24 protein-coding genes are annotated in these 24,131 nt (G+C 54.8%); 7 read left to right on the forward strand and 17 right to left on the reverse strand.

All coding sequences use genetic code 11. The annotated features are described in order from the left end of the window. Nucleotides 1-231 precede the first annotated feature (231 nt). Entirely contained in the window at nucleotides 232-699 is a 468-nt protein-coding gene (gene slyB, locus QMG44_RS05845) for an outer membrane lipoprotein SlyB (protein WP_014169789.1), read from the reverse strand. A 255-nt stretch (nucleotides 700-954) separates the two neighbouring features. Between slyB and anmK the strand changes: the two genes are divergently transcribed. The 5 genes from anmK to pdxY all read left to right on the forward strand — a co-directional run bounded on the left by anmK (nucleotide 955) and on the right by pdxY (nucleotide 5,536). Beyond that, complete coding sequence (gene anmK / locus QMG44_RS05850; RefSeq protein WP_020884330.1) at nucleotides 955-2,079, forward strand: anhydro-N-acetylmuramic acid kinase; 1,125 nt, start codon at nucleotides 955-957, stop codon at nucleotides 2,077-2,079. A gap of 93 nt (nucleotides 2,080-2,172) precedes the next feature. Next, nucleotides 2,173-2,496 (forward strand): C-type lysozyme inhibitor, encoded by a 324-nt coding sequence (gene mliC / locus QMG44_RS05855; RefSeq protein ID WP_020884329.1) that lies wholly within the window; start codon nucleotides 2,173-2,175, stop codon nucleotides 2,494-2,496. Between the two features lie 57 nt (nucleotides 2,497-2,553). Beyond that, a complete protein-coding gene (gene pdxH, locus QMG44_RS05860) occupies nucleotides 2,554-3,210 on the forward strand; it encodes a pyridoxamine 5'-phosphate oxidase (protein ID WP_025204349.1) in 657 nt (218 codons plus the stop codon). A gap of 125 nt (nucleotides 3,211-3,335) precedes the next feature. After that, entirely contained in the window at nucleotides 3,336-4,610 is a 1,275-nt protein-coding gene (gene tyrS, locus QMG44_RS05865) for a tyrosine--tRNA ligase (RefSeq protein ID WP_025204348.1), read from the forward strand. Between the two features lie 65 nt (nucleotides 4,611-4,675). After that, the gene (gene pdxY / locus QMG44_RS05870; protein ID WP_086532625.1) at nucleotides 4,676-5,536 is read left to right on the forward strand and encodes a pyridoxal kinase PdxY; all 861 of its coding nucleotides are present in this window, start codon (nucleotides 4,676-4,678) and stop codon (nucleotides 5,534-5,536) included. A 59-nt stretch (nucleotides 5,537-5,595) separates the two neighbouring features. On the opposite strand, the gene gstA is transcribed toward pdxY, so the two are convergent. The 12 genes from gstA to blr all read right to left on the reverse strand — a co-directional run bounded on the left by gstA (nucleotide 5,596) and on the right by blr (nucleotide 15,989). Then, nucleotides 5,596-6,201 (reverse strand): glutathione transferase GstA, encoded by a 606-nt coding sequence (gene gstA / locus QMG44_RS05875; protein WP_014169795.1) that lies wholly within the window; start codon nucleotides 6,199-6,201, stop codon nucleotides 5,596-5,598. Nucleotides 6,202-6,306: 105 nt separating this feature from the next. Continuing rightward, entirely contained in the window at nucleotides 6,307-7,815 is a 1,509-nt protein-coding gene (dtpA, locus tag QMG44_RS05880; protein WP_014169796.1) for a dipeptide/tripeptide permease DtpA, read from the reverse strand. A 617-nt stretch (nucleotides 7,816-8,432) separates the two neighbouring features. Continuing rightward, nucleotides 8,433-9,068 (reverse strand): endonuclease III, encoded by a 636-nt coding sequence (gene nth, locus QMG44_RS05885; protein ID WP_014169797.1) that lies wholly within the window; start codon nucleotides 9,066-9,068, stop codon nucleotides 8,433-8,435. Next, nucleotides 9,065-9,751, reverse strand: coding sequence for an electron transport complex subunit E (locus QMG44_RS05890; RefSeq protein ID WP_020884326.1), 687 nt, complete (start codon nucleotides 9,749-9,751; stop codon nucleotides 9,065-9,067). The genes nth and QMG44_RS05890 overlap by 4 nt, the downstream gene beginning before the upstream one ends. A 2-nt stretch (nucleotides 9,752-9,753) precedes the next feature. After that, the gene (rsxG, locus tag QMG44_RS05895) at nucleotides 9,754-10,374 is read right to left on the reverse strand and encodes an electron transport complex subunit RsxG (protein ID WP_020884325.1); all 621 of its coding nucleotides are present in this window, start codon (nucleotides 10,372-10,374) and stop codon (nucleotides 9,754-9,756) included. 10 nt (nucleotides 10,375-10,384) lie between these two features. Beyond that, nucleotides 10,385-11,437 carry an electron transport complex subunit RsxD gene (rsxD, locus tag QMG44_RS05900; RefSeq protein WP_014169800.1) on the reverse strand — a complete coding sequence of 351 codons (1,053 nt, stop codon included), beginning with the start codon at nucleotides 11,435-11,437 and terminating at the stop codon, nucleotides 10,385-10,387. Then, complete coding sequence (gene rsxC / locus QMG44_RS05905; protein ID WP_086532624.1) at nucleotides 11,438-13,660, reverse strand: electron transport complex subunit RsxC; 2,223 nt, start codon at nucleotides 13,658-13,660, stop codon at nucleotides 11,438-11,440. Then, a complete protein-coding gene (gene rsxB, locus QMG44_RS05910; protein ID WP_049022026.1) occupies nucleotides 13,653-14,231 on the reverse strand; it encodes an electron transport complex subunit RsxB in 579 nt (192 codons plus the stop codon). The genes rsxC and rsxB overlap by 8 nt, the downstream gene beginning before the upstream one ends. Then, entirely contained in the window at nucleotides 14,231-14,812 is a 582-nt protein-coding gene (rsxA, locus tag QMG44_RS05915) for an electron transport complex subunit RsxA (protein WP_014169803.1), read from the reverse strand. Before rsxA ends, rsxB begins: the two co-directional genes overlap by 1 nt. A 76-nt stretch (nucleotides 14,813-14,888) precedes the next feature. Continuing rightward, nucleotides 14,889-15,329 (reverse strand): DUF2569 domain-containing protein, encoded by a 441-nt coding sequence (locus QMG44_RS05920; RefSeq protein WP_020884321.1) that lies wholly within the window; start codon nucleotides 15,327-15,329, stop codon nucleotides 14,889-14,891. 86 nt (nucleotides 15,330-15,415) lie between these two features. Beyond that, complete coding sequence (gene ydgT / locus QMG44_RS05925) at nucleotides 15,416-15,631, reverse strand: transcription modulator YdgT (protein ID WP_006174966.1); 216 nt, start codon at nucleotides 15,629-15,631, stop codon at nucleotides 15,416-15,418. A gap of 232 nt (nucleotides 15,632-15,863) precedes the next feature. Further along, nucleotides 15,864-15,989 carry a division septum protein Blr gene (gene blr, locus QMG44_RS05930; protein WP_168112406.1) on the reverse strand — a complete coding sequence of 42 codons (126 nt, stop codon included), beginning with the start codon at nucleotides 15,987-15,989 and terminating at the stop codon, nucleotides 15,864-15,866. 243 nt (nucleotides 15,990-16,232) lie between these two features. Between blr and QMG44_RS05935 the strand changes: the two genes are divergently transcribed. Further along, nucleotides 16,233-17,273, forward strand: coding sequence for an oxidoreductase (locus QMG44_RS05935; protein ID WP_014169806.1), 1,041 nt, complete (start codon nucleotides 16,233-16,235; stop codon nucleotides 17,271-17,273). Nucleotides 17,274-17,318: 45 nt separating this feature from the next. Here QMG44_RS05935 and add read toward each other — a convergent pair whose 3' ends face one another. The 3 genes from add to malX all read right to left on the reverse strand — a co-directional run bounded on the left by add (nucleotide 17,319) and on the right by malX (nucleotide 21,230). Beyond that, nucleotides 17,319-18,320, reverse strand: coding sequence for an adenosine deaminase (gene add, locus QMG44_RS05940; protein WP_014169807.1), 1,002 nt, complete (start codon nucleotides 18,318-18,320; stop codon nucleotides 17,319-17,321). A 96-nt stretch (nucleotides 18,321-18,416) separates the two neighbouring features. Further along, complete coding sequence (locus QMG44_RS05945; protein WP_086532622.1) at nucleotides 18,417-19,589, reverse strand: MalY/PatB family protein; 1,173 nt, start codon at nucleotides 19,587-19,589, stop codon at nucleotides 18,417-18,419. A gap of 48 nt (nucleotides 19,590-19,637) precedes the next feature. After that, entirely contained in the window at nucleotides 19,638-21,230 is a 1,593-nt protein-coding gene (gene malX, locus QMG44_RS05950; RefSeq protein ID WP_086532621.1) for a maltose/glucose-specific PTS transporter subunit IIBC, read from the reverse strand. Between the two features lie 177 nt (nucleotides 21,231-21,407). On the opposite strand from malX, the gene QMG44_RS05955 reads away from it, so the two are divergent. Continuing rightward, on the forward strand, nucleotides 21,408-22,436 hold the full coding sequence (locus QMG44_RS05955) for a Mal regulon transcriptional regulator MalI (protein WP_086532620.1): 1,029 nt from the start codon (nucleotides 21,408-21,410) through the stop codon (nucleotides 22,434-22,436). A gap of 71 nt (nucleotides 22,437-22,507) precedes the next feature. On the opposite strand, the gene QMG44_RS05960 is transcribed toward QMG44_RS05955, so the two are convergent. Further along, entirely contained in the window at nucleotides 22,508-24,067 is a 1,560-nt protein-coding gene (locus QMG44_RS05960; RefSeq protein ID WP_086532619.1) for a YdgA family protein, read from the reverse strand. Nucleotides 24,068-24,131 lie beyond the last annotated feature (64 nt).

Here is a 24,131-nt window from a genome sequence, read left to right on the forward strand (position 1 = left end):
ATTTGACGGAATAATAAAATTAAATAATGTAAAGTAAGAAAGAGAGTAACAGGCGTGGAGAGTAAATACTTTGCGCAGGAACAAGATATACCGCGCTTAATGATTCATGGCGGGAATGTTTTTTGTAAATATATTGCTGATAATTATATTATATGTAAATAGATTTGTTTACGGACTTCGCTAAACGGATTTGTTAAATGGATGTGGTCTGATGACCACATCCAGTTTGAATTAGCGTGGAGAAACGGTGACCTGGCTTCCGTTGCTCGCCAGAACAACGCGCTGGCCGGCAGAGAAACGGGTATTACCCTGTTTCTGTACTACCATGATGGTGCTGCCGTCATCTTTACGGATTTCCAGTTCTACGCCCTGGCTTTTGTTCATTGCACCCTGAACGCCCTGGCCTGCAACACCACCCGCAACGGCACCTGCTGCCGTGGCCAGCGAACGGCCCGTGCCACCGCCTACGGTATTACCGAGGAAGCCACCCAGCACAGCACCGCCGATGGCACCCATCACGTTGCTGTCATCGCCACCCTGAATTTGTACAGGACGTGCGTTAACAACGGTACCGTAAGTGACGCTCTGAACCTGTTTGGCTTCAGAAGCGCTGTACACGTCGCCAGAAAGTGAACTGTCATTCACACAGCCTGCAAGGGTTAAACCGATCAGCGAAACGCCCAGTACACGTAAAATCATTTGAATCTCCTGTTCACCAAAAACGCCCGATGGCGGGCATCCGTTATGGCTAAATTATATGGCATAAGGGGCCATAGTTCATATCTTTGCACTAACAATAAGAAAATTGTACTTGAATTTAACTTAACGAGACATAAACGGGCACCCGGCAGGTTACCTGTCTGAGATTGTTAAAAAATATTATCGCCGGATAGCAAAGCGGCGCTGTTTATGGTTGAGTGGAGAGCATTAGCCCACGCAACGTAAGGAAAGCGCATGAAATCGGGTCGCTACATTGGTGTGATGTCGGGTACCAGTCTGGATGGCGTAGACGTCGTTCTGGCCGCTATTGATGAAAACATGGTGGCACAGCAGGCGAGCCTGACCTGGCCTATCCCCCTGGCGCTGAAAGAGGACATTCTCAGTGTCTGTCAGGGGCAGCAACTGACGCTTTCTCAGCTTGGTCAGCTTGATGTGCGGCTGGGGGCGCTGTTTGCCGATGCGGTACTGGCCCTGATGCATAAAGAAAAGCTTCGCCCGCAGGATGTCGTCGCTATCGGCTGTCACGGACAAACGGTCTGGCATGAGCCGGTCGGCGATGCACCGCATACCCTGCAAATCGGCGACAACAACCAGATTGTGGCGAAGACGGGCGTGACCGTAGTCGGTGATTTTCGGCGTCGCGATATTGCGCTTGGCGGGCAAGGCGCGCCGCTGGTGCCCGCTTTTCATCAGGCATTGTTGACCCATCCGACAGAGCGCCGAATGGTGCTGAACATTGGCGGTATCGCCAACCTGTCTCTGCTTATCCCGGATCAACCCGTACGCGGCTATGACACCGGCCCGGGTAACATGCTGATGGATGCCTGGATCTGGCGTCAGCGTGGTCAGGCGTATGATAAAGACGCGCAATGGGCCAGCGAAGGCAAAGTGATCATCCCGCTGTTGCAGTCCATGCTAAGCGATCCGTACTTCGCTTTACCGGCGCCCAAAAGCACGGGGCGCGAATATTTCAACTATGGCTGGCTCGAACGTCAGCTGGCGCAGTTCCCGGCGCTTGCACCGCAGGATGTCCAGGCGACGCTCGCCGAGTTAACGGCGGTTTCGATATCGGAACAGGTTCTTCTCAGCGGTGGATGCGAACGCCTGCTGGTGTGCGGCGGTGGCAGCCGTAACCCGTTGGTGATGGCACGTCTTGCCGGGTTATTGCCGGGTACCGAGGTGACGACCACCGATGAAGCCGGCATCAGCGGCGATGATATGGAAGCGCTGGCCTTTGCCTGGCTTGCCTGGCGCACCATTGCCGGGCTTCCGGGCAATTTGCCGTCGGTGACTGGCGCACGTGAGGCCAGCGTCCTCGGGGCCATTTTCCCGGCGAATCCACGTCATAATCAGAGTTAACTGAAATTCAGCGCTGCGTGTGGTCGTTAGAATGGAATGAAACAGGAGGGCAGCCATGCCCTCCAGGACCAGGAAAGTCTTCGGAATACGCCCATGAAAAAACTTCTTCTTATTGCCGCGCCTTTATTGCTGTCAGGATGCAGCGTCTACAACCAGTTCCTTGATCGCATGCAGACCGATACCCTGGAGTATCGCTGTGATGAAAAACCGCTGACCGTTAAGTTGAACAATCCGCGTCAGGAAGCCAGTTTTGTCTACGACAACAAATTGCTCACCCTCAAGCAGGGCATTTCTGCCTCCGGCGCACGCTACACGGACGGAATTTATGTCTTCTGGTCGAAAGGCGACAGCGCCACCGTCTACAAACGCGACCGTATTGTGCTGAACAATTGCCAGCTCGAAAATCCGAAGCGTTGAGATTTTTACAGGGGCGGCGCACAATAGCGCCACCCAATGTCAATGTCAGCTAACGCCATGTCAGATAACGACGAACTGCAGCAAATTGCGCATCTGCGCCGTGAATACACCAAAGGCGGCCTGCGTCGCCAGGATCTTCCCGCCGAACCCCTCGTGCTTTTTGAACGCTGGCTGAAACAGGCCTGCGAAGCGAAACTCGCCGACCCAACGGCAATGGTTGTTGCAACGGTAGATGAAAACGGTCAACCGTATCAGCGTATCGTCCTGCTCAAACATTATGACGAGAAAGGCCTGGTGTTTTACACCAACCTGGGCAGTCGTAAGGCACACCATTTAGAAAACAATCCTCGTATCAGCCTGCTGTTCCCGTGGCATATGCTGGAGCGTCAGGTGATGGTCACCGGCAAAGCAGAGCGTCTCTCCACGCTGGAAGTGGTGAAGTATTTCCACAGCCGTCCGCGTGACAGCCAGATTGGCGCCTGGGTCTCAAAACAGTCCAGCCGTATTTCGGCGCGTGGCGTGCTTGAAAGCAAATTCCTCGAACTGAAGCAGAAATTCCAGCAGGGCGAAGTCCCGTTGCCCAGTTTCTGGGGGGGCTTCCGCATTCCGATCGAGCAGATGGAATTCTGGCAGGGCGGTGAACACCGTCTGCATGACCGCTTTTTATACCAGCGTGAAAATGGCGGCTGGAAAATCGACAGGCTGGCACCGTAATCGCCGAAATTTGTTGATTTAAGCGCTAGCGCAGGCCGCGCTTGCGCTTTATTCTATGTACCTTTCGCATCAGGCGAAAAGTCGTGTACCGGCAAAGGTGCAGTCGTTTATACATGGAGAATTTGATGGCAAGCAGTAACTTGATTAAACAATTGCAAGAGCGGGGCCTTGTGGCTCAGGTGACGGACGAGGAAGCGTTAGCAGAGCGACTGGCGCAAGGCCCGATCGCGCTCTATTGCGGCTTCGATCCTACCGCTGACAGCTTGCATTTGGGGCATCTTGTTCCATTGTTATGCCTGAAACGCTTCCAGATGGCGGGCCACAAGCCTGTCGCACTGGTAGGCGGCGCGACCGGTCTGATTGGTGACCCAAGCTTTAAAGCTGCTGAGCGTAAACTGAACACCGAAGACACCGTGCAGGAGTGGGTGGATAAGATCCGCAAACAGGTTGCGCCTTTCCTCGACTTTAACTGCGGTGACAACTCTGCGATTGCGGCCAACAACTATGACTGGTTTGGCGGCATGAACGTGCTGACCTTCCTGCGCGACATTGGCAAACACTTCTCTGTTAACCAGATGATTAACAAAGAAGCGGTGAAGCAGCGTCTGAACCGTGACGACCAGGGCATCTCCTTTACCGAGTTCTCCTACAACCTGCTGCAGGGTTATGACTTTGCCTGCCTGAATAAACTGCACGGCGTCTGCCTGCAGATTGGCGGCTCTGACCAGTGGGGCAACATCACGTCGGGTATCGATCTGACGCGTCGTCTGCACCAGAACCAGGTCTTCGGTCTGACCGTTCCACTGATCACCAAAGCCGACGGCACCAAATTTGGTAAAACCGAAGGCGGCGCGGTATGGCTTGATCCGAAGAAAACCAGCCCGTACAAATTCTACCAGTTCTGGATTAACACGGCGGATGCCGATGTTTATCGCTTCCTGAAGTTCTTCACCTTTATGGACATTGAGGCGATCAATGCTCTGGAAGAAGAAGACAAAACCAGCGGTAAAGCACCACGCGCTCAGTACGTACTGGCTGATGAAGTGACCAAACTGGTTCACGGTGAAGAAGGTCTGGCCGCGGCAAAACGCATTACTGCAAGCCTGTTCAACGGGACGCTGAGCGATCTGAGCGAAGCGGACTTCGAACAGCTGGCGCAGGATGGCGTGCCGATGGTTGAGATGGAAAAAGGTGCCGACCTGATGCAGGCGCTGGTGGACTCCGAGCTGCAGCCATCCCGCGGTCAGGCGCGTAAAACCATCGCCTCGAACGCTATCACCATTAACGGTGAAAAACAGGCCGACCCGGAATACACCTTCGCTGACAGCGATCGTCTGTATGGCCGCTACACGCTTCTGCGTCGTGGTAAGAAAAACTACTGTCTGGTCTGCTGGAAATAATTAAAAGTATCCAGGGGCGTGGGAAACCACGCCCCTTTTGTTTTTTCAGGGTTTGGTAAGTAAAAATGAAGAACATCCTCGCCATTCAGTCCCACGTTGTCTTTGGGCATGCTGGCAACAGCGCCGCGGAATTTCCGATGCGCCGTCTCGGTGCCAACGTCTGGCCCCTCAATACCGTGCAGTTCTCAAACCATACACAATACGGTCAATGGACCGGCTGCGTGATGCCGCCTTCGCACCTCACCGACATTGTACAGGGCATTGCCAATATCGATCAGCTAAAACGCTGTGATGCGATACTGAGCGGATATCTCGGTTCGGCAGAGCAGGGAGAGCATATCCTGGGCATTGTCCGCCAGGTGAAAGCGGCAAACCCGGCGGCGAAATACTTTTGTGATCCTGTTATGGGGCATCCGGAGAAAGGCTGTATCGTGGCCCCCGGCGTGGCTGAATTCCATGTGCGTCATGCGCTGCCGGCCAGCGATATTATTGCGCCGAACCTGATTGAGCTGGAAATTCTCTGCGAGCATCCGGTGAATAGCGTAGAAGAGGCGGTAAGCGCTTCTCGCGAGTTAATAGCCCAGGGGCCGGAGATTGTCCTGGTGAAACATCTCGCGCGCGCAGGGCTGAGCAGGGACCGTTTTGAGATGCTGCTGGTGACGAAAGACGAAGCCTGGCATATCAGCCGTCCGCTGGTGGACTTCGGCATGCATCAGCCGGTGGGTGTCGGTGATGTGACAAGCGGTTTGCTGCTGGTGAAATTACTTCAGGGAGCCACGCTGCGGGATGCGCTTGAGCATGTGACTGCTGCGGTGTACGAAATCATGAAGGCGACAAAAGAGATGCAGGAGTATGAACTGCAGGTGGTCGCGGCACAGGATCGTATCGCGAAACCGGAGCATTACTTCAGCGCGACCCGGTTATAACGGTTCACGTTCCTGTCAGCCGGGTAGCGACAGCGCCACCCGGCAATACAGTGCGCCGGTCAGTTCAACCCTTCTGCTTTAAGCGCTGCAGCCACCGCAGGACGCGCGGCTACGCGATCCATGTACGATGCAATGTGGTCCAGCCCGTCCATGTTGAGCTTAATGGCCCGCGCCCAGCGCAGCACGGTGAACAGATAGGCATCGGCAATCGTAAAACGCGCGCCCCCAATCCACTGATCGTCTTTCAGCGATGCGTTAACGTACTGCAGTTTTTTCTCCAGCTGAGCACGTACGGTCGGTTTGTACTCTTCCGGCGTCTCCGGACGGAACAGCGGCGTAAAGCCTTTGTGCAGCTCGGTCGCAATGTAGTTCATCCACTCCAGCGTTTTGTAGCGAGAAACCGTACTTACCGGTGCCAGCAATTGCCTGTCGGGCACGCTATCGGCGAGGAATTGCATAATCGCCACGCCTTCGGTCAGCAGGGTACCGTCATCCAGCAGCAGAGCCGGAACTTGTCCCTTCGGGTTAATAGCAAAAAAATCATCGCCGTTTTCCAGGCGTTTTTTCATCAGGTCAACGCCATCCAGCGTGAAATCTTTGCCGCTCTCGCGCAGGGTAATGTGGGAAGCAAGAGAGCACGCGCCCGGTTTGTAGAACAGTTTCATCGGTAACTCCTTTTTGCTGAGGTTTCAGCTATGTTAGTGCGCAAACGGGTAAAAAAAAAGCCGCTAATACATTAGCGGCTTCTGTTCAGTCGTTTCTCAGTGACATTATGCGGTAGCGGTTTCGGTCGCTTTCGCCGTCTTGTCGTCGTCCTGAGTCATGCGATTCAGCTTCGGCGCAGTCAGCATCATCAGAACCGCGATAACCGCAGTAGCAATACCAATCTGCATGAACACGGTACCGTAGACGTTCAGAGAGACCAGTGGGTCAGTCACGTTATCCGGCACGGCCATCAGGTTTGCAATTTTACCTGCGATGATGGCGGCACCCGCAGTGGTCAGGAACCAGCTACCCATGATGAAGCCCATCAGACGCTGAGGAACCAGTTGTGCAACCATCGCCAGGCCCAGACCGGAGATCATCAGTTCGCCGATAGACTGCAGCGCGTAGCTCAGGATCAGCCAGTTAACGGAGACGATACCGGCGTCAGTCGCAAATTTTGTACCCAGCGGCAGTACCAGGAATGCGCCAGAACACAGCAGCATACCGATAGCAAATTTGTGCGGCATCGGCAGACGGTCGCCCATCTTGTTATAGATAGCAGCCAGAATCGGGCTACCAATCATGATCCAGAACGGGTTCAGGGCCTGATACTGCTCCGGCTCGAACGCGATACCCAGGATTGAGTGTTCAACGTTACGGATAGCGAAGAAGTTCAGAGACGTTGGCATCTGGCTGTACAGAACGAAGAAGATAATCGCTTCCAGCATCAGGATGAAGGCCACAATCATCTTACGACGAGCGGCACCCTGCATGGCGAAGGCTTCTTTCGCGAAGATGATCACGATACCCAGCGCAACCACACCCAGAACCGCACGCGCGATGCCCTGGTTATGCAGCAGCCAGGTTGCGATTGCCGCGAGGATCACCACGCCGACAATGGTCGCCAGCAGTTTGCCAATGTGAACCGGTTCGAAGTCTGGTTTGGAGCCGTAGTCTTTCACCCAGCGTTTGCAGAAGGCAAAGTTAACCACGGTGATCAGCATACCGACAACGGACAGGGAGAACGCAACGCTCCAGCCGAATTTAGCGGCCAGCCACGGAGTTGCCAGCATGGAGAAGAAGGAACCGATGTTCACGGACATGTAGTACATGGTGAATGCACCGTCCAGACGCGGGTCATCTTTGTTGTAACAGGTAGAGAGCAGGGAAGACGGGTTCGCTTTGAACAGACCGTTACCGACGGCGATAGTCGCCATACCCATATACACCACAGCGGCATCGTGACCAGACCATGCAACCAGCGCATAGCCAACGGCCAGGACAATCGCACCCAGCATAATGACACGTTTAGTCCCGAGGACTTTATCACCCAGCCAGCCGCCGATAGCGACCAGACCGTACACCAGGGCACTGAAAGAGGAGAACAGCGTAATGGAATCTGCTTCGGACATACCCAGCTGTTTTACCAGGTAAACCGCCATGATCCCTTGCAGGCCGTAATAACCAAAACGCTCCCATAACTCGATAGAGAAGATGAGATAGAACGCTTTAGGTTGTTTAAAAGCGTTAAGACTTACGCTTTCATCTGTTGGTTTATTGTTTGCAGTCGACACATATACCTCTTTTTTTACATCCCATATTAACGGGGGTGTTCATCGCGTGATGGCCGTAGTCCATCCGCCTTATAGTTATATTGGGAGGAGAAACGGCGGGTAATGTTCACTATCCTGCACCGTCTGGCAATACGTTTGTAATAATCTGTTACATATAACTGGGCCGCTATAATCGGCGGTTCATACAAATGTTATTCAGCGTTAAATTTCATACGATCTGTAAAGGGAGTTTTTTTGACTGGTATTCACCCGTATTTTGCCCTCAATGGCGATATGTTCTGCTATTTGAGGTTTATTGCAGTGATATAGCCCATATTCTGAAAAATAGCTGGTCTTATGTGTTGCTCGTGATGAGTTTGATCTTGTCTGGCAAAGGGTTTACGCCGCTTTTAACAACAAAAATTCAACACGAAGTTATCAGGGTGATCTTGATCACATATGTATAGAAATTTTCGGCTATGAAAAAAGTATTAACCTGTTTGAGCGTTAAAGGCTCGAACAAGTGATAAGGGAAGCGGTAATGAAGGCGGATAAATTATGGTCAAAAGAAGGTCTTCTGGTAGACCCTCTTTTGGTAAGGAATTGCCGTTGCGTCATAAAACGAAAAGCGGAAGATATCAGGGATACACTTTCTCTTTGTACTCGCAGAGATCTTCGATGATACAGGAGCCACAGCGAGGCTTACGGGCAATACAGGTATAACGGCCATGGAGAATGAGCCAGTGATGGCAATCCACCTTAAATTCGGCGGGAACCACTTTTAGCAGTTTCTCTTCAACCTGCTCGACATTCTTGCCCGGTGCGAAGTTCGTGCGGTTAGAGACGCGGAAAATATGGGTATCAACGGCGATAGTCGGCCAGCCAAACGCGGTGTTAAGTACCACATTCGCAGTCTTACGTCCCACGCCGGGTAATGCTTCCAGCGCGGCGCGATCTTCCGGCACTTCACCCCCGTGCTGTTCCAGCAGGATCCGGCAGGTTTTGATCACGTTCTCAGCCTTGCTGTTAAACAGACCGATGGTTTTGATATAGGACTTCACCCCGTCCACGCCCAGTTCCAGCATCGCCTTTGGCGTGTTGGCGACCGGATAAAGCAGGGCGGTCGCCTTATTAACGCTCACGTCGGTAGCCTGCGCAGAGAGCAGCACGGCGATCAACAGCTCGAACGGGGAGTTAAAATTCAGCTCCGTCGTCGGATGTGGGTTCTCATCCCGCAGACGGGTCAGGATCGCAATGCGCTTTTCTTTATTCATGAGGCCTTCTCGGGTATCCCTTCCTGTACGCTGCGCTCAGCCGCGCGACGCTTACGTTTTTCATCAATCAGGTATTTTATCGCCAGCATCATGCCGAGGCCAATAAACGCGCCTGGCGGCAGCATGGCCAGCAGGAACGGCGTATCGGTGTGGAAGACTTCGATGCGCAGCGCTTTAGCCCAGCCGCCGAGCAGCGCATCTGCGCCATCAAACAGCGTTCCGTTACCCAGGATCTCACGCATTGAGCCGAGTACGAACATGGCACCGGTTGCCCCCATACCAATAGAGAAACCATCCAGAGCCGACATCGCCGGGCTGTTTTTCACGGCAAAAGCTTCCGCGCGCCCGACCACAATACAGTTGGTTACGATGAGGGGAATAAAGATCCCGAGCGACTGATACAGACCGAACGCATAAGCGTTAATCAGCATCTGGACGATACTCACCACCGACGCGATGATCATGACGTAAATCGGAATACGGATTTCCGATGGCGTCCAGCGGCGCAGGGCAGAGATGGACAGGTTGGTCAGGGTGAGAACCAGCGTGGTTGCCAGCCCCAGACCCAGCGCGTTGGTGGCGGTGGATGTCACTGCCAGCAGCGGACACATCCCCAACAGCTGTACCAGCGCGGAGTTGTTCTTCCACAATCCCTGGACGATAACCTCTTTAACCTGGCTCATGATTACTCCTCACAGGCCGGAAGATTGTTCATCTGCGCGGGCAGCGTTTCCGCATACAGCCCGGCTCGTTTTACGGCATTGACCACGGCCCGTGGGGTAATGGTTGCCCCCGTGAACTGGTCAAACTCGCCGCCATCCTTTTTCACAGCAAACGCAGGATCCGCTTCGCCGTGGATCACTTTTCCGGCAAAATGCAAAATCCAGTCGCTCAGACGGGTTTCAATTTTATCCCCCAGGCCTGGCGTCTCATGATGTTCCGTCACGCGCGTACCCAACACGGTACCGGAGAAATCGCTGCCGACCAGCAGTTGAATCGCCCCGGAGTAGCCATCGGGCGCCGTCGCTTCCATTACCGCGCCTACCGCGTTATCCCCCTTACGGGCAATAAAGACGCGGTGCGGGCCTTTGCCTAACTGAGGTGCCTGGACCACGAAGCAACTTTTCTGCAGGTCATTATCGTAGAAATCAGGGGGGATCACCTGATCGAACAGGGCTTTTTGCTGCTTCACCGCCTGTTCGTCGATGGTCGATTTGGTCAGGTTGTTCACCAGGGCCGTCAGTCCGGTGAGGACCGCGGCGAAAATGGCCAGCGTGACGCCGTGTTTTTGCATTGTTTTCAGCATCGCGAAACCCTTAACGGTGGCCGTACACGCGCGGACGCGTGTAGTAGTCGATGAGCGGAACGGTGATGTTTGCAAGCAGAACCGCGAATGCCACACCGTCCGGGTAACCGCCAAAGCTGCGGATGAGCCACACCAGCAAGCCGGCCAGTGCACCGAAGATCAGGCGGCCACGGTTCGTGGTAGATGCCGTTACCGGATCGGTCAGGATAAAGAACGCACCCAGCATGGTTGCCCCCGAGAGCAGATGCATCTGTGGGCTGGCGAGCGATTCTGGCGAGAACACCCATCCCAGTGTGGCGCAGACCGCCAGCGTCACGAGGAAGCTGACCGGAATATGCCAGCGGATCGCTTTCTGCTGCAGCAGGAAGAGCCCGCCCAGCAAATAAGCAAGGTTCACCCACTGCCAGCCCGCGCCCGCCAGCATGCCGCTGAAGATGGCAGATTTCATAATCTGATCGACGGAGTGTCCGGCATGCAGGGAGGTTTTAAACGTATCGAGTGGTGTGGCCTGGCTGATGCCATCCACGCCCATACGCAGCGCGTTCATATCCGCACCGAGCGCGGTATGGCCGGTAAAGATAACGTGCAGGGCATCCATAAAGCCGGGTACTGTCGCGGCAATGTCATGCGGCGGCAACCAGCTGGTCATCTGAACCGGGAAGGAGATGAGCAGTACGACGTAGCCAATCATCGCCGGGTTGAACGGGTTATGGCCCAGCCCACCATAAAGTTGTTTGGCAATAATGACTGCAAACACCGTACCGAGCACCACCATCCACCACGGAGCAAACGGTGGAATACTGATTGCCAGCAACAGGCCAGTCAGCAGCGCTGAGTTATCGGCAAGGATGCGGGAAACCGCCAGCTTACGCAGTTTAAGCACCAGGGCTTCTGCCCCTAAGGCGCTGGCACAACCCAGTACTATCTGGAACAGCGTTCCCCAGCCGAAAAACCAGCACTGAACGGCAATGCCCGGCAGCGCCGCCAGGCACACCAGCATCATGATGCGTGATGTCTGGCGCTGATTATGGGTGTAAGGGGAACTTGCGATTCTGAAAACCATTTAATCCTCGTTAACTGCTTGCTGTGCGGCTTTCTTCGCCTGAACGCGCGCAATGGCGGCGGCGACTGCGGCTTTACGTGGGTCGTCGTTTGCGGCCGGTTGCTGTTCTTCCTGCTGCGCTGCTTTGCGGGCCTTGGCGCGGGCAATGGCGGCTTCGACAGCCGCCTTACGCGGGACGACAGGTGCTTCAGGTGCAGCGGCTTCAGGCTGCGCCGCCGCTTTACGCGCTTTGGCACGGGCAATGGCGGCTTCGACAGCCGCTTTACGCGGGTCGACGGGGGCTTCAGGCGTAGCGGTTTCAGTCTGCGCCGCTGCTTTGCGCGCTTTAGCGCGCGCGATCGCCGCTTCAACAGCCGCTTTACGGGGATCTACGGCCTCCACTTCTTGCTCAACCACCACGTTTTGCTCGCCGACTTTGCGCGCTTTGGCGCGCGCGATCGCCGCTTCAACAGCCGCCTTACGGGGATCTACGGCCTCCACTTCTTGTTCAACTACCACGTTTTGCTCGCCGGCCTTACGGGCTTTGGCGCGGGCAATGGCGGCTTCAACGGCGGCTTTACGCGGATCGATCTCAGCGTCAGAGGAGGCTGACTGTGCTTTTTCTGCCTGACGGGCGCGCGCAGCCGCTTTACGCGCTTCGCGGGCGGCAATCGCTTCGCTGTTATCCGGTTTTTCACCGGCCGGGATCACCACGGTCTGGGCTGCCGTCGCTTTTTTCTCCCGCAAGCGTGCCAGTGCGGCATTAATCGCATCCTGGTCTTTTTCGCCGGGCTGAACTGCTGCCTGTTTGTGACGCGCCTGACGGTCCAGTTTTTCACGCTCCAGACGCGCCTGACGCGCTTCAAAACGCGCTTTCGCTTCGGCTGCGCGTTTCTCTTCCATGGAGATGGCATAAATCTCGGCCTTCTCCTGGCGGAAGTACTGCACCAGAGGAATGTTACTTGGGCAGACCCAGGCGCAGGCACCGCATTCGATGCAGTCGGCCAGGTTATGGGCCTGCGCTTTATCGTGCAGCTGACCTTTGCTGTACCAGTACAATTGTTGCGGAAGTAAATCCGCCGGACAGGCATCGGCACAGGCGCTGCAGCGGATACAGCCTTTCTCCTCCTGCTCTTCACCCATTTCGGTCGGGGAGGGGGCAAGCAGGCAGTTTGTGATTTTTACTACCGGAACATCGAGCCACGGCAGGGTAAAGCCCATCAGCGGGCCACCCATGATCACCATCTGGTCGCTGCCCGGGCAAAAATCAGCCTGTTCCAGCAGATGACGAACCGGCGTACCCAGACGCGCCCAGACGTTGCCCGGACGTGCGACAGATTCACCGGTCAGCGTAACCACGCGCTCGGTCAGCGGTTCACCGTCCACCACCGCACGTTTCACGGCGTAGGCTGTCCCGACGTTTTGCATCAGCACCCCGATGTCCGAAGAGCGTCCGCCATGCGGAACCTGCTTGCCGGTCAGAATTTGCGTCAGCTGTTTGGCACCGCCAGAGGGGTACTTGGTTGGGATAACGCGCAGGCCGATATCGTGGCTGCCGTTGAGGACGGCACGCAGCATCGAAATAGCCTGTGGCTTGTTATCTTCAATGCCAATCAGCACTTCGCGCGGCTGCAGAATATGGGCAAGAATGCGGATCCCTTCCACGACCTGCGCGGCGCAGTCTTGCATCAGACGATCGTCGGCGGTGATGTAGGGTTCACATTCTGCTGCATTGATGATCAGGGTCTGAATTTTATCGCCGCCGCCGTGCAGTTTGACGCCGGTAGGGAACCCTGCGCCGCCCAGGCCGGCAACGCCGAATTGATGAATACGCTCGATAAGCGCTTCGCGGCTCCGGTTGCGGTAGTCGCTCCAGCCGTCACGTTCTATCCAGCGGTCTTCTCCGTCGGCTTCAATAATGACGCTCAGCTCGGAGAGCGCAGAGGGGTGTGCAACGGTATGGGGGGCGATCGCCACCACTGTACCGGACGTCGGAGCGTGGACCGGCAGCATACGTCCGCGACCGAATGTTAACGGCTGGCCGCGAAGGACGGTATCGCCTTCTTTCACGCACAGTTCACCCTCAGCACCGATATGCTGTTTCAGCGGCATGACGTAACGGGACGCCAGCGGAATTTGGCGCAGCGGCGTGCCGTTGGACTGGGTTTTCATTTCAGGTGGATGGATACCACCGTCAAAGTCCCAAATATTCTCTTTTCTGAAAGCAGAAAATAACTTAAGCATGTTGTTCCACAGGAATGATGCGAACCGGAATGGTTTGAAGATCCCACTTCCAGCTTTCGGTAGTCGGTTCAACCGGGCGCAACGCGATACATTGCGTCGGGCAGGGTGCCACGCAGAGGTTACAGCCGGTGCACAGATCCGCCACGACGGTGTGCATGGCGCGCGTTGCGCCAACGATGGCGTCGACAGGGCATGCCTGAATGCATTTTGTGCAGCCGATGCAGTTCGCTTCGTCAATCACGGCGAGGGCGCGAACCGGCTCCTGCACATCTTCATCGCCGTCAACAGGTTGCGGGTCAACGTTAAGCAGGGCGGCTATTTTCAGCATTACCGCTTCACCGCCGGGTGCGCAGCGGTTAATTTTTTCACCCTGCACGCCTACCGCTTCGGCATAGGGGCGGCAGCCAGGATAGCCACACTGCCCGCACTGGCTTTGCGGCAGAAGCTCATCGATTTTTTCTACAACAGGATCGTCCTCTACCGCGAAACGGCGGGAGGCGTAACCCAGAATAAGGCCAAACACCAACCCCAGCACGCTGATAGAGGCGATGGCTATCCAGATAGTACTCATTACAACTTCACCAGACCACTAAAGCCCATAAAGGCCAGAGACATTAAACCTGCTGTCACCAGGGCGATCGCGTTACCGCGGAATGGCGCAGGGATATCCGCTGCTGCCAGACGCTCGCGAATCGAGGCGAACAGCACCATCACCAGAGAGAAACCGACGGCGGCAGAAAAACCGTACAGCGCCGATTGCATGAAATTATGCCCAAGGTTGATGTTCAGCAGCGCCACGCCAAGTACTGCACAGTTGGTGGTAATCAGCGGCAGGAAGATACCCAGCAGGCGATAGAGAGCCGGGCTGGTTTTACGCACCACCATTTCTGTGAATTGCACTACCACCGCGATGACCAGAATAAAGGACAGCGTACGCAGATAGATTAAATCCAGCGGGATGAGGATCCAGTTATCAATCAACCACGCGCAGATAGACGCCATCGTCATCACGAAGGTGGTGGCCAGCCCCATGCCCATTGCAGTTTCCAGCTTTTTGGAAACCCCCATAAATGGACACAGGCCAAGGAACTTCACCAGGACGAAGTTGTTAACCAGCACAGTGCCGACAAAGAGCAGTAAGTAATCGGTCATTATTTAGCCTGAAATAAAAAAGCCGCCTATTATCGGACAAACCACCGCAGGCGACAACAGGTTATCTGTAAGGTTATTACGGGTTCACAAAGGTGTTCTTCACCCGCGTCGAACGCTTGAAATAGGGCGCCAGCAGCGCCGCAGCCAGTAACGGAAAAAGCAGCTGGCGAACGGCCAGGGCATCAGAAACTGGCGAAAAAGCAAAGGCTTTCACCGCCAGCAGGACCGAAATCAGCAGCCAGATAATGTAGTGTTTAGGGACACCCTTACGGCGCTTAAAGAAGGCAATGGTCAGCCATAGCGTGTAGTACCACATCCCGATCGCAAAAACGAACGACACAAACCACATCGTAATATTAAGCACACTTTGCGACATCAGGGTCTGGATTGCATGAGGTGTAATCAGTGCGGTGGTATAAAGCAGCAGCGCAAGTGATGCGCTTAATAAGGCAACCAGCAGCCATGCCAGTGGGGCGATTAACCAGCCTCCAATTCGTTCTCCAGGCGTTGCGGTCATGAACTCTCCCATAATCTGCGCGAAATGTTGTACAGCCAGTTTGCAGGGCGGAGAGTATATAACATTTCGCGCGGATGGCTACTTTCTTATAAAACGTAGCGCCATACAGACTTAGGCACTTCACCGACGTTGAACAAACGGCCACCGGAGACCAGCTCCGCACGGCGGTGGTCAGCGGCGCGATACATATTGATGATTTCCTGATTATCCGACAGCGTGTAGTTCAGATGGTCAAACAGTTTTTCCAGGCTCTCAAGCGAATTGATCTTGCGAAATTTTAATAAATAGTCCTGAACTGTCATATTAATAAGTTTCCATATAAAAGTGAGTAATACCAGTTAAGGTAATTCGTCCGAATAATAAACGGATTAATAAAGACGTAAACAGCCCACTCAGATAACGCGACTAAATTAGGAGTTTTCTTTGCTGAAAGTACAGGCATCAGACGATGCCTGGAAGAGAAGGTTAACCGTGTTCACCAGGGCTGGCAATAAGTAACTGACATATTATGTCACTCTTTATTGCGGTAACCGGTTACTTAGGTTGGGCGACGGTGACAGGCTCCGGCGGCTGGTAGTTATCGATATGGCTGGCAACACCAAGCAAAATGACCGATACCCCAAGGACAATCCATCCCGCTAATTCAATGATTCGATTAATAATTGACGTCATGACTGGTACGTGTAATTTATCCATAAATACAGGTTGCAAATGTTACAGCGCCGTTTCCCCCGCGGCAAGTGCTTTGGGAACGGTTCCCCTAAACAAAATCAGAACGTTAAATCTATGTAACAAAAACAACCGGCATAGCCTGCTATTTTACGTCATATGGCACATGATTAATCTGTAAGAACGTCAGAGTAGCCAGTGTGAAATAAGATAGTCATAAAAGAGGGCAACATTATGAGTGATAGCATCCGCGTCGGGCTTATTGGTTACGGGTACGCGAGCAAGACTTTTCATGCGCCTCTGATTGCCGGGACGCCGGGCATGGCGCTGGCGGCAGTTTCCAGTAGCGATGCCACGAAAGTGCATGCCGACTGGCCCTCCGTGCCGGTTGTTTCTGAACCTAAGCATCTTTTTAACGACCCTAATATTGATCTGATCGTCATTCCCACCCCCAATGACACGCATTTTCCGCTGGCAAAGGCCGCACTGGAAGCCGGTAAGCACGTTATTGTCGATAAACCTTTCACGGTGACGTTGTCACAGGCGCGCGAACTGGATGCGCTGGCAAAAAGTTTTGGAAGAGTGCTTTCGGTATTTCATAACCGCCGCTGGGACAGTGATTTCCTGACGGTAAAAGCGCTCCTTAATGAAGGTACGCTGGGCGAAATCCTCTTTTTTGAATCGCACTTTGACCGGTTCCGCCCTCAGGTCCGAAACCGCTGGCGTGAGCAAGCCGGGCCGGGCAGCGGCATCTGGTACGATTTAGCGCCGCATCTTCTCGATCAGGCCGTAAATTTGTTTGGCCTGCCGGTCAGTATGACGGTCGATCTGGCCCAGCTCAGACCCGGAGCGCAAACCACCGACTACTTTCATGCCGTCTTGAGTTACCCGCAGCGGCGTATTGTACTGCACGGGACAATGGTGGCAGCCGCCGAATCAGCGCGTTATATCCTTCACGGTACGCGCGGGAGCTATGTGAAGTTTGGTCTCGATCCTCAGGAAGAACGCCTGAAAAACGGCGAGCGTTTGCCGCAGGAAGACTGGGGCTATGACATGCGGGACGGGGTTGTGACGCGGGTGGAAGGCGAAGAGAGGGTTGAAGAAACGTTACTGACGATCCCGGGTAACTATCCGGCGTATTATGCCGCTATCCGTGATGCGCTAAACGGGACGGGGGATAACCCGGTTCCGGCCAGCCAGGCGATTCAGATTATGGAATTGATTGAACTGGGGATTGAATCAGCCAAACACCGCGCAACGCTCTGTCTGGCGTGATTCTGGCAAAGCCGGGTAAGGCGAAGCGCCCACCCGGCAACGGGCTTAGCCGCGGGCGACCTTATCCCGCAGCGCCTGTTTCTCTGCTGGCGTCAGGAAAGCGATGTCCAGGCCGTTAATCTGCGCCTGGCGGATCTGATCCTGACTCAGGCCAGCCTGCGGTGCGGCGACGGTGTACTCATGAATAATATCCACGCCCTGTACTGCCGGATCGTCCGTGTTCAGTGAGGCCAGAACACCGTGCTCCAGGAAGGTTTTCAGCGGGTGATGCGCCAGTGATGCCACTGTGCTGGTCTGAATATTGGACGTCAGACACGATTCAATACCAATACGCTGCTCGGCAAGGAAATCCATCAGGGCGCGATCTTCAACGGCTTTGACACCATGACCTATACGCTCTGCACCCAGCTCACGGATGGCCTGCCAGATGCTTTCAGGGCCTGCCGCTTCACCGGCATGCACGGTAATGTGCCAGCCGGCGTCACGCGCGCGGTTGAAATGAGAAAGGAACAAACTGCCCGGGAAGCCGAGTTCATCACCCGCCAGGTCAACGGCAGCGATCGCATCACGATGCGCCAGTAACCCTTCCAGCTCCTGCAGACAGGCCGCTTCACCGAAGGTGCGGCTCATAATGCCAATCAGGCGAGCCTGAACGTCGAAGGTTTTACACCCTTCGCGCACGCCGTCAATTACCGCTTCAACCACGCCTGCAACGGGCAGGTTGTGGGTCATCGCCATATAGCCTGGCGAAAAGCGCAGTTCAACGTAGTGCAGGCCATTACGGGCGGCATCTTCAATATTTTCGAAAGCAACACGGCGGCAGGCATCCAGCGAGGCCAGCATCTTCACGCCCCAGTCGAGTTTGCTCAGGAAACTGACCAGATCCGGTTCATTTGAGGTAACCTGAACGTGGGGGATTAGGGTCTCAATCGTTTGTGCAGGGAGCGTGAGATTGTACTGGCGGCCAAGATCGAGGATGGTTTGGGCACGAATGTTACCGTCAAGATGGCGGTGAATATCAGTTAGTGGCAGGCGTGTATCAATCATGGTCGCACTCTTTTCTGGTTAAAGTGCGTCATATTATAAAAACAAAACGAGGTAAAAAGCTATTTGCGCAAGGGAATATTCCGTTGCGCAATCTGATTACAGGAGCGTCGTTATACCAGCGATCAGCCGCTGAACCCCTTGCTCAAGCTTGCTACGCGGGCATCCCGCGTTCAGACGGACAAAACCGTTCCCCTCTTCGCCGTAGGTGTATCCCGGCATGATGGCGACCTTTTGCTGCTCAATCAGGACCTTTTGTAGCATTTTGTCGTCAAGGTTGAGTGGACGTAAATCGATCCAGGCCAGATACGTGGCTTCCGGTGGCTGCCAGTTGAGCGTCGGAAACGCACGGTGTAATTCGTGGGCAATGTACGCCAGATTTTCCTCCAGATACGCCCGCAGTGCATCCAGCCATGGCTCTCCCTGCTGATAGGCAGCAATGTGGGCCGTCAGCGCCAGTACGGAAGGGGAAGAGAGCCCGTCACGACCTTTTAATGCGCTGAGGTAACCGTTAAGGCTCTCTTCATCGCCAATCAGCCCCCAGGCACCGGTGAGCGCCGGTATGTTAAAACTTTTTGAACCAGAGCTCAGAAGTGCCCATTTACCGCGTGCCACTTCATTCCACGGCGTATGGCGACGGCCTCCCCACACCATGTCCATATGAATTTCATCGCTGATCACCGCCACGTCATAACGGGCGCACAGTTCAGCCATGTGACTCAGCTCTTCACGCGTCCAGACTTTACCCGTGGGGTTTTGCGGGCTGCACAGCAGCAAAATTTTGTTTTCCGGTTTTGCCAGCGCCGCCTCAAGCGCGGCCATATCTCCCTGCCAGCCCGTGGCATGTTTTTCCATCGCCACGCCGACCACCTGGCGGGCATTCCCCTCGATGGCCTTATAGAACGCATCGTAAGCGGGGATATGGACCACCACGCCGTCGCCGGGAGTTGACCAGAGGCGAATCAGTTCGGATACCATATAAATAACGGAAGGCCCGTACACGAGCGAGTCGGTATCAATGTGGCTGTTAAAGCGTTGCCGGAACCAGTGTGCCACAGCGGCGAGAAACTCTTCATTTTTCCATCGGCTGTAGCCAAACACCCCGTGATGAATACGTTGGTGCAGCGCTTCGGTGATGCAGGGCGCGGTCGCGAAATCCATATCGGAGATGGTGAAGGGCAGCAGATCGGCCGCGCCAAAGCGGTCGGCGACATAGTCCCACTGCGTGCACCAGGTGCCGTGTCGATCCACGACGGTTGAAAAATCGAACATGACTCAAGTCCTTAAAGAAAAACCCCCTCAGCGCGAGGGGGTGAGGCATCAGGCTTCCACTGTACGCATCAGGGTTGCCAGCTCATCTTTCACTGACTGAACCTGCGGGCCGATAACCACCTGCAAATTATGTTGATTTAACTGTACCACGCCGATGGCCCGGTTGGCTTTCAGGGCGTTGGTGTCAACTTTCGACATATCCGCCACCGACAGGCGCAGTCGGGTGATGCAGTTATCCAGAGAGGTAATGTTATCCGCACCGCCCAGCGCTGCCAGAATAGCAGGGGTGTTATAGCCGGACTTACCCACGGTACCTGCAACAGCCTGCTCAACGCTGCTGGCGGTATCGGTATCCCGCCCAGGCGTTTTGAGGTTAAAGCGGGTGATGGCGAAGCGGAAAATGCCGTAGTACACCGCGAACCAGATAGCGGCGACCACCGGTACCAGGTACCACTTAGTCGACAACCCGTGCAGGATCCCGAACACCACAAAGTCGATGACGTTGCCGTCGGTATTCCCGATGGTGACGCCCAGCACCGCCATCACGGTGAAGCCCAGACCGGTCAGTACCGCGTGGATGAGATACAGCACTGGCGCGACAAACAGGAACAGGAATTCGATTGGCTCCGTTGTACCGCCCACGACACAGGCGATAACACCGGAAATCAGCAGCCCTTTAATTTTATGGCGGTTTTCCGGACGAGCACAGTGATACATGGCCAGCGCCGCACCCGGCAAGCCGCCGAGGAAGGCCGGCATTTTACCCTGTGACAGGAAGCGGGTTGCACTTTCAGAGAAGCCGTGCGTGGTCGGGCAGCTCAGCTGTGCCTGGAAGATGGTCAGCGCACCGCTCACATCGCGTCCGCACACCTCCATTGTGCCGCCCGCTTCGGTAAAGCGGATCAGCGCCACCAGAATATGTTGCAGACCAAACGGCAGCAGCAGACGTTCGCCGGTTCCGAAGATCATCGGACCAAAATCGCCCGCACCGTTGATGATGCGGCCAATCCCGTTAATCCCCAGCGCAAAGACCGGCCAGATCAGCGGAATAATAAGGCCAAACAGACCCATGACCACAAGGGTTACAATGGGTACAAAGCGGGTGCCCCCGAAGAACGCCAGCGCATCAGGCAGGCGAATATTGTGGAAGCGCTCATGCAGCATCCAGATAATCACCCCGGCGATCACCGCGCCGAGGATCCCGGTATCAATGGACTGAATCCCGATAACGCTCTGAATGTTGTTCGCTTTAAGCACGGCGGCATCGGTGGTGGGCAGAATGCCTTTAGCCGTCAGCCAGAAGTTCACCGCAAGGTTCATTACTGCATAACCGACAAACCCGGCAAAGGCGGCCACGCCTTTGTTCTCGCGTGCCAGACCCAGCGGGATAGCAATACAGAACATCACCGGCAGGAAGCTGAAGGCGAAGGAGCCGACTTTACTCATCCAGATAAAGATCGCCTGCAGCACAGGTGTCCCGAGGAACGGGATCAGCGTGATGACGTCCTTACTGCTCAATGAACTGCCGATCCCGAGCATGATCCCGCAGAACGAGAGGAGTGCCACGGGCAGCATAAAGGTTTTACCCAGTTGCTGGAAAAATTCCCACAGCGATATTTTTTGTGCTGCTTTCGCCGTCATAAAACGACTCCTTTATTGTTAAAATCAGTTTATCTGCTTCAATGCTGCGAGAAGATAAAACGTTTTATCAAAGTTTAGTGCGCTCTGAATCACATTCTCAGGCTTTGACTGGTAGTATAAAGATTACATATTGGTAAAACGTTTTACCGATCTCATTTCAGGGAGTCACGCCGACACATGGCTGTAGCGAAAAAAATCACCATCAACGATGTCGCGCTGGCGGCGGGGGTTTCCGTCAGCACCGTTTCACTGGTGCTCAGCGGGAAAGGACGCATTTCTCCCGCGACCGGGCAACGGGTTAACGAGGTGGTTGAGCAACTGGGCTTTGTACGTAACCGCCAGGCATCAGCGCTGCGCGGCGGCCAAAGCGGTGTGATCGGTTTGATTGTGCGTGACCTGACCTCTCCCTTTTATGCCGAACTGACCGCTGGCCTGACCGAAGCGCTTGAAGCGCAGGGACGGATGGTCTTTTTGCTTCACGGCGGTCGCGAGGCCGATCAGCTCCTTTCCCGTCTGGATATGCTGCTTACGCAGGGCGTCGACGGGGTGATCGTCGCCGGCGCGTCGGGTGTGAGTAATGACTTGTGCGAGCGCGCCGCCGAAAAAGGCGTGCCGCTGGTGTTTGCCTCGCGCGCCAGTTATCTGGACGAAGCCGATACCCTGCGACCAGACAACATGCAGGCCGCACAAATGTTGACGGAGCATCTTATTCATCGGGGGCATCAGCGCATTGCCTGGCTTGGCGGAAAAAGCTCGTCCCTGACGCGAGCCGAGCGGGTAGGCGGTTACTGCGCGACGCTGATTAAATACGGCCTCCCGTTCCACAGCGAATGGGTGGTGGAATGCGAATCCAGCCAGAAGAAAGCCGCGGAAGCGATAAACGCGTTATTACGGAGTAGCCCGACGATAAGCGCCGTGATTTGCTATAACGAGGTGATTGCGATGGGGGCCTGGTTTGGCCTGATCCGCGCCGGGCGTCAGAGCGGCGAGGGTGGGGTTGAAACCTTCTTCGGCCACCAGGTGGCGTTAGGGGCATTTGCAGATGTTGGTGAAAACGCGCTGGACGATCTGCCCATTGTCTGGGCCACCACACCTGCCCGGGAGATGGGTTACACGCTGGCGGACAGGATTATGCAGCGCATCGAAAAAGCAGACGTGCAGGCCGGGCACCAGATTGTGTCGGCACGGTTAGTGACGGTGAAATAGTATTCGTGGCACCAGGCTGAGTACCTGCAACCGGTAATAAAAAACCCCTCATCAGAGAGGGGTTTTGATGATTACTGCTGTGGTGCAGCGGGTGCAGCGGGTGCAGCAGGTGCTTCAGGCACGGCCGGCGCTGCAGGTTCAGCCGGTTCCGGCATCCCCAGAGCAGGCATACCAAACATCCCGACAAAATCTTCCAGCGGCATTTTATCGCCGTTTAGCGTGACCTGACCGTTGGCATACTGCAGGCTGGTGGAAATGGTGTTGTCTTCCATCTTCGTGATGCGGAACATCTGGCCCATTGCCGCCAGGCCTTTCACCTGCTGGCTCGCCAGCTTGCCGGCATCTTCATCGCCATACCCTTCAAGCTTCGCAATCTGGGTCATAAACTCGGTCGCCATATCCACAGGGATGGTCAGCTTGCTGTCGAGTGACTTCACGCTGCGATCCACTTCCTGCGCCAGCGTCTGAGGTTCACCCGTTGCGGTTGCCGGGTCTTTCAGGAACAGGGACAGGTTAAAGTTGGTTTCGCCTTTGCTGTTTTTCCAGCTCAGCGGGGCCACGGTGATAACCGGCTCGCCTTTCAGCAGGATTGGCAGGTTATTCATCAGCACCGCCATGGCCTGCTGCTGGTAAACTTCCGGATTCTGCTGCAGCGCGGCATTGCTCAGCAGTGCCTGGCTCTCTTTGCTGTATTTCTGGCTAAATTCATGCCACGCCTGACCGTCGATATTGCCAATCTTCAGCGACAGTTTGCCGGTCCCGAGATCCTGGTTCTGCACTTTCAGGCTCTTCAGGGCGTAATCCAGTTGGGTATTGATGCTCTTACCGTCTTTAGACACGTCGGATTTGCCGTCCACCTCCATGCCTTCCAGCACGGCCATCTCTTTCCCTTCAACCGCGATAGCAATCTTGTCGAAAGAGAGTTTCTGATTACCGATACGCTCTTTAAAATCGGTCATCTTGCTGTCGCCATCGGCTTTCAGGTTATTGAACGTCAGCTGAACCTTTTGACCGTATTCATTGACGGCATTGATCAGGCCGCTCTCTGCTTCACCGGTCAGGGAGAAGACATTTCCATCGCGGTCAGCATCAACCTTGAAATTCCCCCCGCTAAAGGTCACTTTCTCGTTATCTTTCTCGTAGTTCAGTGCTTTCAGATCAATACTGGAACGTGTGTCACCGGCGTAGCTGATGCGGGTGTTAACCTCGAAAGGTGACTCATTTTTTGCCAGATCAAACAGAGGTTTGGTTAAGTTGTTATTCACCAGTACAGTGTGAACGGACGCCATCGACGGGATCAGGTTAAAAGACGTTAACTGTGCCAGCGGGAACGGACCGTGGCTGACCACTTCATCCAGCACCACGCTTTGGCCCGGTTTCAGCCAGCCATTTTCATTACCGGCGACAGGCTTGACAACCACCTGCATATGGCTGGTAAAGACACCACGCTGATAATTCTGGTAGGCAAGCTCCACGCCTGCTTCCGGCGCGCCACGCTTAAGCTCTCCGTTAGCCTGTGCCACCATCTCAGCCAGACGGCTTTCCAGCTGTTTCCCGGTAAACCAGGAGGCACCTGTCCAGACCACGCCTAACGCTACAATCACTCCTACCGCTACGACCGATTTTTTCATTGCGACTATCCCTAAAATGAAACCAGGCGGTAGAAACCGCCCGGTGATGTAAAGTCTTCAACTA

This window comes from Enterobacter sp. 200527-13 (assembly GCF_027924865.1).
In the GTDB taxonomy this organism is placed as follows: domain Bacteria; phylum Pseudomonadota; class Gammaproteobacteria; order Enterobacterales; family Enterobacteriaceae; genus Enterobacter; species Enterobacter ludwigii.

Coding starts and splice junctions, on each gene's coding strand:
- slyB (WP_014169789.1), bottom strand. CDS start 699: ATGATTTTACGTGTACTGGGCGTTTCGCTGATCGGTTTAACCCTTGCA.
- anmK (WP_020884330.1), top strand. CDS start 955: ATGAAATCGGGTCGCTACATTGGTGTGATGTCGGGTACCAGTCTGGAT.
- mliC (WP_020884329.1), top strand. CDS start 2,173: ATGAAAAAACTTCTTCTTATTGCCGCGCCTTTATTGCTGTCAGGATGC.
- pdxH (WP_025204349.1), top strand. CDS start 2,554: ATGTCAGATAACGACGAACTGCAGCAAATTGCGCATCTGCGCCGTGAA.
- tyrS (WP_025204348.1), top strand. CDS start 3,336: ATGGCAAGCAGTAACTTGATTAAACAATTGCAAGAGCGGGGCCTTGTG.
- pdxY (WP_086532625.1), top strand. CDS start 4,676: ATGAAGAACATCCTCGCCATTCAGTCCCACGTTGTCTTTGGGCATGCT.
- gstA (WP_014169795.1), bottom strand. CDS start 6,201: ATGAAACTGTTCTACAAACCGGGCGCGTGCTCTCTTGCTTCCCACATT.
- nth (WP_014169797.1), bottom strand. CDS start 9,068: ATGAATAAAGAAAAGCGCATTGCGATCCTGACCCGTCTGCGGGATGAG.
- QMG44_RS05890 (WP_020884326.1), bottom strand. CDS start 9,751: ATGAGCCAGGTTAAAGAGGTTATCGTCCAGGGATTGTGGAAGAACAAC.
- rsxG (WP_020884325.1), bottom strand. CDS start 10,374: ATGCTGAAAACAATGCAAAAACACGGCGTCACGCTGGCCATTTTCGCC.
- rsxD (WP_014169800.1), bottom strand. CDS start 11,437: ATGGTTTTCAGAATCGCAAGTTCCCCTTACACCCATAATCAGCGCCAG.
- rsxC (WP_086532624.1), bottom strand. CDS start 13,660: ATGCTTAAGTTATTTTCTGCTTTCAGAAAAGAGAATATTTGGGACTTT.
- rsxB (WP_049022026.1), bottom strand. CDS start 14,231: ATGAGTACTATCTGGATAGCCATCGCCTCTATCAGCGTGCTGGGGTTG.
- rsxA (WP_014169803.1), bottom strand. CDS start 14,812: ATGACCGATTACTTACTGCTCTTTGTCGGCACTGTGCTGGTTAACAAC.
- QMG44_RS05920 (WP_020884321.1), bottom strand. CDS start 15,329: ATGACCGCAACGCCTGGAGAACGAATTGGAGGCTGGTTAATCGCCCCA.
- ydgT (WP_006174966.1), bottom strand. CDS start 15,631: ATGACAGTTCAGGACTATTTATTAAAATTTCGCAAGATCAATTCGCTT.
- QMG44_RS05935 (WP_014169806.1), top strand. CDS start 16,233: ATGAGTGATAGCATCCGCGTCGGGCTTATTGGTTACGGGTACGCGAGC.
- add (WP_014169807.1), bottom strand. CDS start 18,320: ATGATTGATACACGCCTGCCACTAACTGATATTCACCGCCATCTTGAC.
- QMG44_RS05945 (WP_086532622.1), bottom strand. CDS start 19,589: ATGTTCGATTTTTCAACCGTCGTGGATCGACACGGCACCTGGTGCACG.
- malX (WP_086532621.1), bottom strand. CDS start 21,230: ATGACGGCGAAAGCAGCACAAAAAATATCGCTGTGGGAATTTTTCCAG.
- QMG44_RS05955 (WP_086532620.1), top strand. CDS start 21,408: ATGGCTGTAGCGAAAAAAATCACCATCAACGATGTCGCGCTGGCGGCG.
- QMG44_RS05960 (WP_086532619.1), bottom strand. CDS start 24,067: ATGAAAAAATCGGTCGTAGCGGTAGGAGTGATTGTAGCGTTAGGCGTG.